Annotated in this window: 10 protein-coding genes and 1 riboswitch; of the genes, 7 read left to right on the top strand and 3 right to left on the bottom strand. The window is 67.3% G+C overall.

All coding sequences use genetic code 11. The features are described 5' to 3' along the window. Nucleotides 1–58: 58 nt before the first annotated feature. Nucleotides 59–273, bottom strand: a riboswitch (cobalamin riboswitch). A 94-nt stretch (nt 274–367) separates the two neighbouring features. Together RCF13_RS19025 and RCF13_RS19020 are read right to left on the bottom strand one after the other, a co-directional pair. Then, complete coding sequence (locus tag RCF13_RS19025; RefSeq protein ID WP_134968611.1) at nt 368–1,777, bottom strand: nicotinate phosphoribosyltransferase; 1,410 nt, start codon at nt 1,775–1,777, stop codon at nt 368–370. Between the two features lie 65 nt (nt 1,778–1,842). Then, nucleotides 1,843–2,898: a bifunctional nicotinamide-nucleotide adenylyltransferase/Nudix hydroxylase gene (locus RCF13_RS19020; RefSeq protein ID WP_134968610.1), complete on the bottom strand. Its 1,056-nt coding sequence runs from the start codon at nt 2,896–2,898 to the stop codon at nt 1,843–1,845. A 206-nt stretch (nt 2,899–3,104) separates the two neighbouring features. Between RCF13_RS19020 and RCF13_RS19015 the strand changes: the two genes are divergently transcribed. Both RCF13_RS19015 and RCF13_RS19010 read left to right on the top strand, forming a co-directional pair. Continuing rightward, nucleotides 3,105–4,979, top strand: coding sequence for a patatin-like phospholipase family protein (locus tag RCF13_RS19015; protein ID WP_308141452.1), 1,875 nt, complete (start codon nt 3,105–3,107; stop codon nt 4,977–4,979). Nucleotides 4,980–5,022: 43 nt separating this feature from the next. After that, complete coding sequence (locus RCF13_RS19010) at nt 5,023–5,460, top strand: hypothetical protein (RefSeq protein ID WP_134968609.1); 438 nt, start codon at nt 5,023–5,025, stop codon at nt 5,458–5,460. A 431-nt stretch (nt 5,461–5,891) separates the two neighbouring features. Here RCF13_RS19010 and RCF13_RS19005 read toward each other — a convergent pair whose 3' ends face one another. Beyond that, nucleotides 5,892–7,259 (bottom strand): short-chain fatty acyl-CoA regulator family protein, encoded by a 1,368-nt coding sequence (locus RCF13_RS19005; protein ID WP_134968607.1) that lies wholly within the window; start codon nt 7,257–7,259, stop codon nt 5,892–5,894. A gap of 115 nt (nt 7,260–7,374) precedes the next feature. Here RCF13_RS19005 and RCF13_RS19000 point away from each other — a divergent pair, with 115 nt between their 5' ends. Genes RCF13_RS19000 through mmsB form a run of 5 tightly spaced genes read left to right on the top strand, consistent with a single transcriptional unit; the run spans nt 7,375 to nt 12,914 of the window. Then, the gene (locus tag RCF13_RS19000; protein ID WP_231352474.1) at nt 7,375–8,880 is read left to right on the top strand and encodes a CoA-acylating methylmalonate-semialdehyde dehydrogenase; all 1,506 of its coding nucleotides are present in this window, start codon (nt 7,375–7,377) and stop codon (nt 8,878–8,880) included. A gap of 14 nt (nt 8,881–8,894) precedes the next feature. Continuing rightward, the gene (locus tag RCF13_RS18995; protein ID WP_061478831.1) at nt 8,895–10,061 is read left to right on the top strand and encodes an acyl-CoA dehydrogenase family protein; all 1,167 of its coding nucleotides are present in this window, start codon (nt 8,895–8,897) and stop codon (nt 10,059–10,061) included. Further along, entirely contained in the window at nt 10,058–10,855 is a 798-nt protein-coding gene (locus tag RCF13_RS18990) for an enoyl-CoA hydratase (protein ID WP_061478830.1), read from the top strand. The genes RCF13_RS18995 and RCF13_RS18990 overlap by 4 nt, the downstream gene beginning before the upstream one ends. Beyond that, nucleotides 10,852–12,027 (top strand): enoyl-CoA hydratase/isomerase family protein, encoded by a 1,176-nt coding sequence (locus RCF13_RS18985; RefSeq protein ID WP_134968606.1) that lies wholly within the window; start codon nt 10,852–10,854, stop codon nt 12,025–12,027. The genes RCF13_RS18990 and RCF13_RS18985 overlap by 4 nt, the downstream gene beginning before the upstream one ends. Beyond that, nucleotides 12,024–12,914, top strand: a complete 891-nt coding sequence (gene mmsB, locus RCF13_RS18980; RefSeq protein ID WP_005420650.1) for a 3-hydroxyisobutyrate dehydrogenase — start codon at nt 12,024–12,026, stop codon at nt 12,912–12,914. Before RCF13_RS18985 ends, mmsB begins: the two co-directional genes overlap by 4 nt. Nucleotides 12,915–12,972 lie beyond the last annotated feature (58 nt).

The following is a 12,972-nucleotide window of genomic DNA, read 5'->3' as shown; positions in this document are numbered from 1 at the left end:
AGGCTGGCGATGGCCCCGGCACCCTCCCCGCGGAGAGTCCAGGTCGAATCAGGGGACGGTCGTGTCCCCCGGCCGGGGCCGGTATTCGGGCTGATGGACACGGGCCGCAGCCCACCTACTCCCTGCCGCTTCCCAGGCGCGAGCCCAGTGCTGTTGGCAGGATTCGTTTCCATTCACCGCTGCGGGGCAGCTCCGGAATGGGCGCACGAAGCGCCTTCACCGGATTCCCGTTTAACTCCCTGCCGCCATCCAGCCACGGCAGGGATACCTTCGGCGTGTGCAAGGTGGACCTGTTGGTGGCGCCGGTCAAGAGCGCAGGGTCTGGAGCCCGTTGCGTGGCAACGGGCGCTGGCCCCGGGATACGCGGTCAATGCCCCGCCGCAGCCCGCGTGCGGATCTCATCCAAGCGCTGGTCGTGCAGCAGGCGCCCGTTCTCCCACACGGTCACCATCGCATCCTCGAAGCCGGTCGGCAGCGCCTCGTCACCGCTGGGAGGCAACGCCACCGTGTGCAGGCTGCCGTCATCCAGGCGCCGCAGCAGGCGCATGCGGCCACGCTTGCTGGTCTTGCCGGCATCGGTGACCGGGTCCTTGTAGACGTCGATCCACGCACCCTCGACCCGTGCTGCCGAGCACTTCAGCGCGAACTTCTGGGTGTCGCGGTCCAGCCGCTGCAACAGCGCGCCGCCCATGCCGAAGGCCACGTTGTCGGCCGAATAGCCGTCGCCGGTGATGCGCTGCAGGATGGCGCGGATCGTATCCGGGGTGATGCCATCGCCCTGGATCACCCGCACGTGGTTGAGTACGCGGTAGCCCTTGCCGTTGAGGGTATGGCCGAACGCTTCATCCAGCCGGCGCAGGCTTTCGGCCACCACCTCCACCGGGTCACCCGAGTCGGGGCGGACGACCAGGGTGGCGCCCGAAGCGATCACTTCATCACGCAGCGTCGTGCCCCAGTGCTCACTGATCGCGCGGTAGATGTCATAGCTGTCCGACACCACTGCCACGATCGCGCCCGGCTTGCCGAACTGGCGCAGCATGTTGCGGTAGGCGTCCACTTCGCGCTCGCGGCCCCAGCTGGTGATGGTGCTGTGCTCGGCGGCAGGAATCGAATAACCGGCCATTGGCGCGTGATAGTGCGCGCGGGCCAGGCACAGGGCCGATACGGTGTCGGTGCCGAGGAAGTTGACCAGGTGTGCGGCACCACCCAGCGCGGCCGATTCCAGGCTCGATACACCGCGGGCGCCGAAGTCGTGCAGCTTGAACGGCAGCTGCCCCTGCGGATCGTCGCTGGTCTGCTGCAGGAACGCAGCAATGGTCTGCCGTGCATGCCAGCTGATGGTGGCCACGGTGACCGGGTACCACACGCGCAGCAGCAGCGTTTCCAGGTACGACGGCACCCAGAACGCAGCCGGGTCGGTCGACTCGACGGTCATCAGTGCCTGGTGGGTGGGTACCACGCTGCCCTCGGGCACGGCACGGATGCGCACCGGCAGGTGGCCGCCGAGCCGATCGACGATATCGCGCCAGCCGGCTTCGTTGAACGGCTCGCCATGGGCGGCGAATACCGCAGCAGCGTCGTCGATGTCAGCGTGGGTGACCGGTCGTGCCAGGGCGTCCTTGAGGATCGCCTGCAGGCCGAAGAACACCGTGCGATCGTGCAGGCCGCCACGTGATTCCACGTAGAAGAACGTGGCATCGGTACCCGGCGGGTACTGCAGCCAATGGCTGGCCTTGTAGCTGTCGGTGTTGAGGAGAAGGTTATCGAGGTAGTGCATGACGGAAGCTCCTTCGCGTCGAGTGACACCAGCGGTCTATCCGCCGGTGGGGAGAGCCGGGCAGGTCAGCCGCGGCCGAGGAAATACTCCAGGATGTGCAGGTGGTCTTCGAACAATTGCGGGCCCATGTCCAACGCCTCACTCACCGGTATCCAGCGCGCCTTGTCGGCGTCGTCGCCACCGCGCACCGGCGGCAGTTCGCCGGCCGGGAATTCGAAGTGGAAACCGTGGGTGATGGTGCGGCCGCGCTGGCTGCGGTCGGGGTGGTCGAATACCTGCTGGCCCTTCAGCGAACCCTTCAGCACCGGCAGCGGAATCTTAAGGCGGGTTTCCTCGCGCAGTTCGCGCAGGCAACTGTCCAGCAGGCTCTGCTCCTGGCCAACGAAACCGCCGGGCAGCGCCCACAGGCCCTTGCCGGGCTCCGAACGGCGGCGCACCAGCAGCACGTGGCCCGAATGCACCACCACCGCATCGGTGGTGACGAAGGTGGGCGCGTAGGGCGCATCCTTCCAGGCGGCCTTGTACTGTTCGATGAAGCGGTACTCGGCCACCAGCTGGGCATACGCAGGCGCGCTTTTGCGGAACGCTTCGAGCATGTCGTACACCGGCGCCGGCACATTGCCACGCAGCATCAGCAGCGCGCCGTGGAAGTCGATGTCGCCGGCTTCGAACAGGTAGCGCCGCAGCTCGGTGGCCGACAGGGTGGCGGTGTGCTGCACGTCCACCAGCGGCCATTGCGGGAACTCCCGCAGGTAGTAGCTGGAAGCATCCTTGTCCATGCCGATCAGGCCCACCTTTGCATCAGCGGCGGCACCGTCGTTGCGCAGGGCGTCGGCCACCTGGCGCTGCACATTGGCGATCCACTGTGCTTCGTTGTACAGGTGGTCACGCAGCGGGCGGATCAGCAGGCGGTCGGTGTGGCCATCGAGGGCGGCCTGGATCATCACGGCGCGTTCGGCCACGGTCCAGGGATTGCGGAGGCTGCGGGGGGTATCGGCAGAGCCGACCAGGAAGATCAGCTTGCGGGCCCGGCTCAGGGCCAGGCGGGCAACGGCGGCGTGGCCGTTGTGGAAGGGCTCGAATCGCCCGATGAAGACGAGATAGTCGAATTCCATGAGAATCCCTCATGTCGTTGTGGCAGCCGCGGGTCTGTCCCTTGGCTTGCTGCAGATGCTACGCCGATGGTGGAGCCGGTCAAGCCTGCAGGCCTGCCATCGGCTGAACGCCGCAGATTCCTGCCCGGACTGCGGTGGTGTTCTCAGGCCCTGAGAAGCCGCTGCGCCATACTGGCATCCACGCGGCGGACGGTAGGCTCGGGGGCAAGACGGTGGCGGACAAGTACTGCGATCTGGTCATGAAAGGCGGCATCACCAGCGGCATCGTGTACCCCAATGCGGTACTGGCGCTGGCACGCGAGTATCGGTTCAAGAGCATCGGCGGCACCTCTGCCGGCGCCATCGCTGCGGCGGTGGCGGCTGCGGCGGCATACGGTGATCGGCGCCAGCAGGCCGGCGAGCACCTGCCCGGTGATGCCGGTTATGGCGGGCTGTCGGCGGTGTCGGCGCAGTTGTCGCGGCGCGGGTTCATCTACAGCCTGTTCCAACCGGCGCGGGGCGCGCGTGCGGCCTATCGGCTGCTGGTGGTGCTGACCGGCAATGCCAGCTTGCCGCACAAGCTGCTGTGCCTGGCGGTGGCGGTATTCGAGATCGCGCCGCTGGAAGTGCTGGTGTCGCTGGCGCTGCTGCTCGGCCTGGGCGGGTGGGGCGGTGGCTGGAGCGGCGTGGCCGCGACGCTGCTGCCGTCGCTGCTGTGCGCCTACGGTGCAGGCGTGGCCGGAGCCGCGCTGCGCGTGGCGCGCGTGGCCCGGCGCAACCTGCTGGGCCTGTGCAGTGGCCTCGGTCGCGATGCACGTAACCCGGCATTGACCGAGTGGCTGCACGAATGCCTGCAGCAGTTGTCCGGCAAGCCGCTGGATGCACCGCTGACCTTCGCCGACCTGCACGACGCGCCGCGCTATGCCGGCGAGCCGGACAGCCCGCATGCGATCAGCCTGCAGATGATCACCACCTGCGTGTCGCACAACGAGCCGCGTACGCTGCCGCTGGGTGGCGCGCAGTTCTGGTTCCTGCGCGAGGAATTCGAGCAGCTGTTCCCGGCCAGCGTGGTGCAGTGGCTGGTGACGCAGGCCGGCCCGCCGTTGGAGGTGGAAGGGCGCCGGTACTACCACCTGCCGCAGGGTTCGAAGCTGCCGGTGCTGGTGGCCACGCGCATGAGCCTGAGCTTCCCGTTGCTGATCAGCGCGGTGCCGCTGCATGAGCCCTCGCGCCGCGAACGCCGCTGCGAACCCACTGCACCTGCCGCCGACGAGGAACATAACGTGGCCGACAGCATGGAAGGGCTGACCAGCGCCGGGCAGACCTGCGGCCCGGTGATCACCGCGTTCCGCATCTGCTGGTTCTCCGATGGCGGCATCAGCAGCAACTTCCCGATCCATCTGTTTGATGCCGCGCTACCGCGCTGGCCGACCTTCGCCATCAACCTGGTCTACCCGCAGCATGCCGAGGACGTGGGCCGCGGCAGTGATGGCCGACAGGCGCTGGAACGTGCCGTGTTCCTGCCCACCGAAAACCGCCACGGATGGCAACGGCATTACCAGTCCATTGCCACGCCGCTCGCCGCAGCCGAGCTGGGGCGCTTCCTGTTCGCAGTCGTGGCGACCATGCAGAACTGGCGTGACCTGCTGCAGGCACGCGCGCCGGGTTACCGCGACCGTATCGTGCACGTCAGCCTGCAGGGCGACGAAGGCGGCATGAACCTGGACATGCCGCAGGAGGTGCTGACCCGCATCGCCGACAAGGGCAGCCTGGCGGGCGCGCGCTTCTGTTCGTTCTCGTTCGGGAACCACTACTGGATCCGCTGGCGCAACCTGGCCTCGGCCTACCAGCGCTACACGTTGGAAGTGGCGCGTACCGACGACCCGGCGCAGCAGGTGCTGGCCTATCGCGCGGCGTACTCGATGGTTGCCCGTGGCGATCCGGCACCGCCGTCGTACAAGCTGGGCTCGGAAGACAAGCGTCGCGGCTCGCAGCTGCTGTGGGCGCAGATGGTCGAGCAGGGCCGCACCTGGGAAGACCTTGGCCCGGACCTGACCGACGGCGCACCGCGCCCGCTGCCGCAGATGAAGGTGACGCCGATCTACTGAGCGCGATCAATACAATCGTGCTTCATGTTGCAAGGAGCTGTGGATGTCTGCCCGCCAGGAACTGCTGGATCTGCTTGAACGCCTCGATACTCGCGACCCGGAACACCTGCCGGTGGTGCCACTGGCTGCGTACTTCGAAGGCAATGATTCCGAAGAATGCATCGCGCCCAACCAATGGGGTTTCGGTCGCCCGCCGATTGCCGAGCTGTACGCGCGCCTGGCCGTGATCGCAGCGAAGCCTGAAGTGGAAGGCGTGTACGTCGGCCTGCACCAGGACTGGGGCAGTGCATTGGAAGACGACAGCGAATGGCCTGCTGCCGAGAACGTGCATGTGCTGACCAGTGCCGACGTCGAGACCGTGGAAGGCTGGCTGCAGGGTCTGGAATGCGACGGTGTGGGCGAAGGCTGGCCGTACGGCGAGCACGTCGACGCCCCCAAACCCTCGGAAGGCCACCGCGTACTGACCGTGTTCTGGGACTAGTAGATCCACGCCACGCGTGGATGCATTTCGCGCACCGCGAGAATGTGCCCAGCAAGGTGGACACCTACCAATGGCGGTATTCGGATGGGGTCAGATCCCGTTGCGTCGCAACGGGATCTGACCCCGTGCTGTTCCCACCGCTCGCGAAGAACTTTCGAAGGCGGGGTGGGTCCGGTTGCGGGGGCGTGAGCGCCATGGATGGCGCGACCGAGCTTACATGGGTGAGGGCGCTTTGCTTGCGAAGCACTGATTCGCAAGCGCCCGAACGCACAGCCGCCAGCGGCTGGGCCGGGCCCCGGAGGGGTACTTGCAGCGTCCCCCGCAACCGGACCCACTCCGCCATCCCACGGAAAGCCCGCTGTTGCTTTTTAGGTTGCCGGCCAGCGGCCGGCACTACCGCAGGTGCAGGGCGTAGCCCTGCCGAACCAACCCTACCGGCCCGGCAACTGCGCGAACGCGCGCTGCATGCAGTCCTCGCGCGGGCACACCCGGCAACCCGGCCCGATCGATACCGAATTGCCCGGGCTCTGCACATCCAGCCCCAGTGAATACACCAGCCGCTCGGCATGCTGCAGATCGCAGCCCAGCGCCACCGCGAAGGTCTTGCGCGGCTGGCCATGGCCCACCGGGCCACTGCTGACCTGCCGTGCCAGCCAGAAATGGCGGCGGCCATCGGGCATGCGCGCGGTCTGGGTAAGGATGCGGCCTGGCTGGTTGAACGCCTCGTAGACGATCCACAGCGGGCACGAGCCACCCACCTGCGAGAAATGGAAGTCGGTGGCCGAATGGCGCTTGGATACGTTGCCCGCGCGGTCCACGCGGATGAAGAAGAACGGCAGGCCGGGCGCACTGCGCCGTGCCAGCGTGCTCAGCCGGTGGCAGACCGCCTCGAAGCCGACGCCGAACTGGTGCGCCAGCAGTTCGATGTCGTAGCTGCTGGCCTCGGCCGCACGCAGGAAGCGCATGTAGGGCATGACCAGCGCGCCGGCGAAGTAGTTCGAAAGACCCACCCGCGCCTGCGCGACGCGCGCGTCATCGGTGAAGCCCGCACGCGCCACCACCGCGTCGATCTGCGGCAGGTAGCCGTGCAGGGCCAGTTCGGCGGCCATCTGGAACGCCTGCTGGCCTGGCTCCAGGTAGTCCGGCAGCCACAACCGGCGCGTGCCGGCATCGTAATGGCGCTTCTCGCGCCCGGCCTGCAGTGCGGCCACTTCCACCAGCACGCCGTGGCGGTCGGCCAGCAGCTGGCGCAAGCGCGGCGCCACATGCCCAGGCGATAGCCCCCACTCGGCGAACAGGCGCTCGGCCAGTTCGTCCAGCTCGGGAATATGGTTGTGCATGCGGTTGAAGAACTCGCGCACCTGGTCGCCGGCCGGCAGGGTGCTGCCGGCGCCGGGCTCGCCCAGCTGGAACTCCAGCGCGGCGGCATGCTCGCGCAGTGCCAGGTGGCGGCGGTGCAGGTCCAGCAGCGCACGGCTGACCTGCGGCAGGTTGCCCGCCAGGGCGCGCAGTTCGGTGGCACTGACTTCGGCCAGGCCCAGGTCGCGCAGGGTCTCGCCCAGCGCTTCCTGCAGCGCGGCGGGCTCATCTTCGTCGAACAGCGCCGAAACATCCCCGAGTACCTGGCCCAGCTTCTTCTGCACGGCCGGGGTCAGTGGACGCTTGTTGCGCTCAATCTGGTTCAGGTAGCTGGCCGACAACCCCAGTGCCCGCGCCAGGTCAACCTGGCTGTAGCCGCGCTGTTCGCGCAGCCGCAGCAGGCGCAGGCCGAGTTGCCGCTGGGGAGCTGAGGGATTCACAGAATTAACAGGAATCGTGGGGCGTGTTGGCCAGATTAAGCGGATTCAGCCCGGAAATCGAGGTGGATGCTGTGAATAATGCCAAGCATCTTTCGCACCCTGTGGGATTGTCGTCATGACTGTTGCAGCGCCCCGTATCCGCATGCTGATCGATGGCCAGTTCGTTGAATCGGCCACCTCCCACTGGCAGGACGTGATCAATCCGGCCACCCAGGACGTGCTGGCCAAGGTGCCCTTCGCCACCACCGGCGAAGTGGACGCCGCCGTCGCCGCCGCCAAGGAAGCCTTCAAGACCTGGCGCAAGACCCCGATCGGCACCCGCGCGCGCATCTTCCTGAAGTACCAGCAGCTGATCCGCGACAACATGAGCGAGCTGGCCCACATCCTCACCGCCGAACAGGGCAAGACCCTGCCCGACGCCGAAGGCGATGTGTTCCGCGGCCTGGAAGTGGTCGAGCATGCGGCCGCCATCGGCAACCTGCAGCTGGGCGAGCTGGCCAACAACGTGGCCAATGGCGTGGACACCTACACGATCATGCAGCCGCTGGGCGTGTGCGCCGGCATCACACCGTTCAACTTCCCGGCGATGATCCCCCTGTGGATGTTCCCGATGGCGATTGCAACGGGCAACACCTTCATCCTCAAGCCGTCCGAGCAGGACCCGATGGTCACCATGCGCCTGGTCGAGCTTGCCCTGGAAGCCGGCATTCCGAAGGGCGTGCTGAACGTCGTCCACGGTGGCGAAGAAGTGGTCAACGCGATCTGCGACCACCCGGACATCAAGGCCGTGTCGTTCGTCGGTTCCACCCGCGTCGGCACCCACGTGTACAACCGTGCCTCGCTGGCCGGCAAGCGCGTGCAGTGCATGATGGGCGCCAAGAACCACGCCGTGGTGCTGCCCGACGCCAACAAGGAACAGACCCTCAACGCGATGGTCGGTGCGGCCTTCGGCGCCGCGGGCCAGCGTTGCATGGCCGCCTCCACCCTGGTGCTGGTCGGTGAAGCGCGCAACTGGGTGCAGGATCTGGTCGAAAAGGCCAAGACCCTGAAGGTGAGCGCCGGCACCGTGTCCGGCACCGACGTCGGCCCGGTCATTTCCTGCAGCGCCCGCGAGCGCGTGGAAGGCCTGATCGCCTCGGGCGTGGAGCAGGGCGCCAAGCTGGTGCTCGATGGCCGCAGGCCGCAGGTGGATGGCTTCGAGAAGGGCAACTTCGTCGGTCCGACCATCTTTGCCGGTGTCACCACCGACATGCGCATCTACCAGGAAGAAATCTTCGGGCCGGTGCTGGTCATCCTCGAAGCGGAGACGCTGGAAGACGCCATCGCGATGGTCAACAGCAACCCGAACGGCAACGGCACCGCACTGTTCACCCAGTCCGGCGCGGCCGCGCGCAAGTTCCAGGAAGACATCGACGTCGGCCAGGTCGGCATCAACGTGCCGATCCCGGTGCCGGTGCCGCTGTTCTCGTTCACCGGTTCGCGCGCCTCCAAGCTGGGCGACCTGGGCCCGTACGGCAAGCAGGTGGTGCTGTTCTACACCCAGACCAAGACGGTCACCGCGCGCTGGTTCGATGACGAAACGCTGAGCCACGGCGTCAACACCACGATCAGCCTGAAGTAACGGCAGGAGCAGCCATGAGCCACTCGATGACGACGGAACTGGAAGAAGCGCAGCAGGCGTACCGCGAGGCAGCGCGCGACTTCGCACTGGCCGAACTGGCACCGCACGCCGCGCGATGGGATGCGGAGGGCATCTTTCCGCGCGAGGCGATCGCCAAGGCCGGTGAACTGGGCTTCTGCGGTCTGTACATGGACCCGGAAGTGGGCGGCAGCGGCCTGAGCCGGCTGGACGCCGCCGTCGTCATCGAGGAGCTCGCCAACATCGATCCGTCGACTGCGGCCTACATCAGCATCCACAACATGGCCTCGTGGATGGTGTCCACGTGGGGCCAGCCAGCACTGCGCGATGCGTGGGGCACTGACCTGTCCTCGGGCAACAAGCTGGCCTCGTACTGCCTGACCGAACCGGGAGCCGGTTCCGATGCGGCCTCGCTGAAGACCACCGCCGTGCGCGACGGTGACTTCTATGTGCTGAACGGCTCGAAGGCCTTCATCTCCGGCGCCGGTGCCACCGAACTGCTGGTGGTGATGGCACGTACCGGCGGTGCCGGCGCCGGCGGCGTCAGCGCCATTGCAGTGCCGTCGGACCTGCCGGGCATCAGCTTCGGCCGCAAGGAAGAGAAGATGGGCTGGAACAGCCAGCCCACCCGTGGCATCACCTTCGAAAACGTCCGCGTGCCGGTCAGCCACCTTCTGGGAGAGGAAGGCGGCGGCTTCAAGCTGGCGATGAAGGGGCTGGATGGTGGCCGCATCAACATTGCTGCCTGCTCGCTGGGTGCCGCGCAGGGCGCGCTGGATGCCGCGCGCCGCTACATGGGCGAGCGCCGCCAGTTCGGCAAGGCGCTGGCCGAGTTCCAGGCGCTGCAGTTCAAGCTGGCCGACATGGTCACCCAGCTGGTGGCCGCGCGGCAGATGGTGCACACCGCCGCACGCAAGCTCGATGCCGGTGCCAGCGATGCCAATGTCTGGTGCGCGATGGCCAAGCGTTTCGCCACCGATGCCGGTTTCAACGTCTGCAACGAAGCGCTGCAGATCCACGGGGGCTACGGCTACATCCGCGAGTACCCGATCGAGCGCCTGCTGCGTGACTGCCGCGTGCACCAGATCCTGGAAGGCACCAACGAGATCATGCGGGTGATCGTTGCCCGTCACCTGCTCAACACCGAAGAGGAACTGCGATGAAGGATTGGCGTACCCAGGAGCACGTGGGCCTGAAGGTGGAGGTCGATGGCCACACCGCCGTGGTTACCCTGCACAACCCGCCGGCGCACACCTGGACCGTGCACAGCCTGTCGGCGCTGCGCGACCTGGTCGGCGCGCTCAACGCAGACCGCGACATCTACGCGCTGGTGATCACCGGTGACGGCGAGAAGTTCTTCTCCGCCGGTGCCGACCTCAACCAGTTCGCTTCCGGCGACAAGGCCGCAGCGCGCGAAGCCGCGCGCCGTTTCGGCGAAGCCTTCGAGGCGCTGTCCGGTTTCCGTGGCGTGTCGATCGCCGCGATCAACGGCTACGCGATGGGCGGAGGCCTGGAATGCGCGCTGGCCTGCGACCTGCGCATCATCGAAGACCACGCCCAGGTGGCGCTGCCGGAGGCCACCGTCGGCCTGCTGCCGTGTGCTGGTGGCACCCAGAACCTGCCGCGCCTGGTCGGCGAGGGCTGGGCCAAGCGCATGATCCTGCTGGGCGAGCGCATCAATGCCGAGACCGCGCTGCGCATCGGCCTGGCCGAAGAAAAGGTCGGCAAGGGCGAAGCCAAGGCACTGGCGCTGGAATGGGCGAAAAAGGCCGGCAAGCAGAGCCCGACCAGCATCGCCGCCTGCAAGACGCTGGTACAGGCCACCCGCACCGGCACCCACGCCTCGGCGCTGGTGGCCGAGCGCGAAGCCTTCGTCGATCTGTTCGACACCGCCGACCAGGTCGAGGGCGTGACTGCCTTCCTGGAAAAGCGCGCCGCGCAGTGGAAGAACGCATGAGCACCGACACCGCTGCCGACGACGCACCGGTGCTGTTCGAGGAGCGCGTGGCCGGTAACGGCATGCGCATCGGCATCGCCACGCTCAACGCGCCGCGCACGCTCAATGGCTTCTCGCTGCCGATGGCACACCTGCTGCTGGAGCAGTTGAACGCCTGGGCCGACGACGACGGCATCGCCATGGTGGTGCTGCAGGGTGCTGGCGAGAAGGCGTTCTGCGCTGGCGGCGACCTGCACAGCCTGTACAAGGCCATGGTCGCCTTCCGTGAGGCCGGCCGCAGCGACATCCGCGGGAACGACTACGCCGCCGAGTTCTTCGACGTCGAGTACCGCGTCGATTACCTCATCCACACCTACGCCAAGCCGATCCTGTGCTGGGGCCACGGCATCGTGATGGGCGGCGGTATCGGCCTGATGTCCGGCGCCAGCCATCGTGTGGTCAGCGAGCGCTCCAAGCTGGCCTTCCCGGAAATCACCGTTGGCCTGTTCCCTGATGTCGGTGGCAGCTGGCTGCTGCCGCGCGTGCCGGGCAAGGGCGGGCTGTTCCTGGCCCTGACCGGGGCGCTGCTCAACCCGGGCGATGCCATCTACGCTGGCCTGGCCGATGTACATGTGCCCGAAGAGCGCCGCAGTGCGGTGTTCGATGCGCTGCTGCAGGTGGCCTGGTCCAGTGAGCCCGCACACAACCACGAACGCCTGACCCATCTGCTGCAGTCGCATGCCAGCGATGCCGCCACCGGTCCGCTGCTGGCCAACGCGGCGCAGGTCGATGCGTTGTGCGAAGGCGATGACCTTGAAGCCATTGTCGCGCGCATTGCCGGCCTGCAGACCGATGATGCGTGGTTGCAGGCGGCACAGAAAACGCTCGCCGCCGGGGCACCTGGGTCAGCACGGTTGTCGTACGAGCTGCAGCGCCGCAGTGCCGGCCAGGATCTGGCCGCAATCTACCGCCTGGAGTACATCGTCGCCCTGCATTGCGCCGCCCATGGTGATTTCGCCGAAGGCATCCGCGCGCTGCTGATCGACAAGGACCGCAATCCGCAGTGGAACCCGGCCACCCTGGCCGAGGCCACCGGTGCGTGGGCCGACACCTTCTTTGCTTCCCCCTGGGCCGCTGCCGCGCATCCGCTGGCCGACCTGGGCACTCCCCTTGTTGAAAGGAGCCTTGCATGAGCCGCATTGCATTCATCGGGTTGGGCAACATGGGTGGCCCGATGGCCGCCAATCTGGTCAAGAACGGCCACACCGTGCGCGTGTTCGATCTGGTCCCGGCCGCGGTGCAGGCCGCCGTCGATGCCGGTGCCAGCGCGGCGTCGTCGGCACGCGATACCCTGGCCGATGCGGAGGTCGTGATCTCGATGCTGCCGGCCAGCCGCCACGTTGAAGGTGTGTACCTGGGCGATGACGGCATCCTCGCCGCGATCCCGGCCGGTGCACTGGTCATCGACTGCAGCACGATCGCACCGGCCAGTGCCCGCAAGGTTTCCGAAGCGGCCGCCGCGCGTGGCCTGCAGATGATCGACGCGCCGGTCTCCGGCGGTACCGCTGGCGCCCAGGCCGGCACCCTGACCTTCATCGTCGGTGGCGAAGAGGACGCGCTGGAACGCGCTCGCCCGGTGCTGCAGGCGATGGGCAAGAACATCTTCCATGTCGGCGCCAGCGGTGCCGGCCAGGTCGCCAAGCTGTGCAACAACATGGCGCTGGGCGTGATCATGGCGGTGACCGGTGAAGCCATCGCACTGGGCGTGGCGCACGGGCTGGACCCGAAGGTGCTGTCGCAGATGATGGCGGTCAGCACCGGCCGCAGCTGGGCCACCGAAGTGTGCAACCCGTGGCCGGGCGTGCTGGAAAATGCGCCGGCCTCGCGCGGCTACAGCGGCGGTTTCGGCAGCGATCTGATGCTGAAGGACATGGGCCTGGCGGTGGAAGCGGCGATGAGTGTCGGTGCCTCGATCCCGCTGGGCGAAGTGGCGCGCAACCTGTACTCGATGAACCACCAGGCCGGCCGCGGCAAGCTGGATTTCTCCAGCGTCGTGCAGCTCATCACCAGCGACCGGTAACCGGTCGCTGGTCCGCGCATTCCACCTTATCCCCGCGCCGTTGGCGCACCCCCTTGAA

The sequence above is a fragment of the Stenotrophomonas maltophilia group sp. RNC7 genome, assembly GCF_030910085.1.
Lineage (GTDB): Bacteria > Pseudomonadota > Gammaproteobacteria > Xanthomonadales > Xanthomonadaceae > Stenotrophomonas > Stenotrophomonas sepilia.
This window is presented reverse-complemented; position numbering and strand designations above follow the sequence as displayed.

Bases quoted from the DNA above. Each gene is read 5' to 3' on its own strand.
- RCF13_RS19025 (WP_134968611.1), bottom strand. From the start codon at position 1,777: ATGCACTACCTCGATAACCTTCTCCTCAACACCGACAGCTACAAGGCC.
- RCF13_RS19010 (WP_134968609.1), top strand. From the start codon at position 5,023: ATGTCTGCCCGCCAGGAACTGCTGGATCTGCTTGAACGCCTCGATACT.
- RCF13_RS19000 (WP_231352474.1), top strand. From the start codon at position 7,375: ATGACTGTTGCAGCGCCCCGTATCCGCATGCTGATCGATGGCCAGTTC.
- RCF13_RS18995 (WP_061478831.1), top strand. From the start codon at position 8,895: ATGAGCCACTCGATGACGACGGAACTGGAAGAAGCGCAGCAGGCGTAC.
- RCF13_RS18990 (WP_061478830.1), top strand. From the start codon at position 10,058: ATGAAGGATTGGCGTACCCAGGAGCACGTGGGCCTGAAGGTGGAGGTC.
- RCF13_RS18985 (WP_134968606.1), top strand. From the start codon at position 10,852: ATGAGCACCGACACCGCTGCCGACGACGCACCGGTGCTGTTCGAGGAG.
- mmsB (WP_005420650.1), top strand. From the start codon at position 12,024: ATGAGCCGCATTGCATTCATCGGGTTGGGCAACATGGGTGGCCCGATG.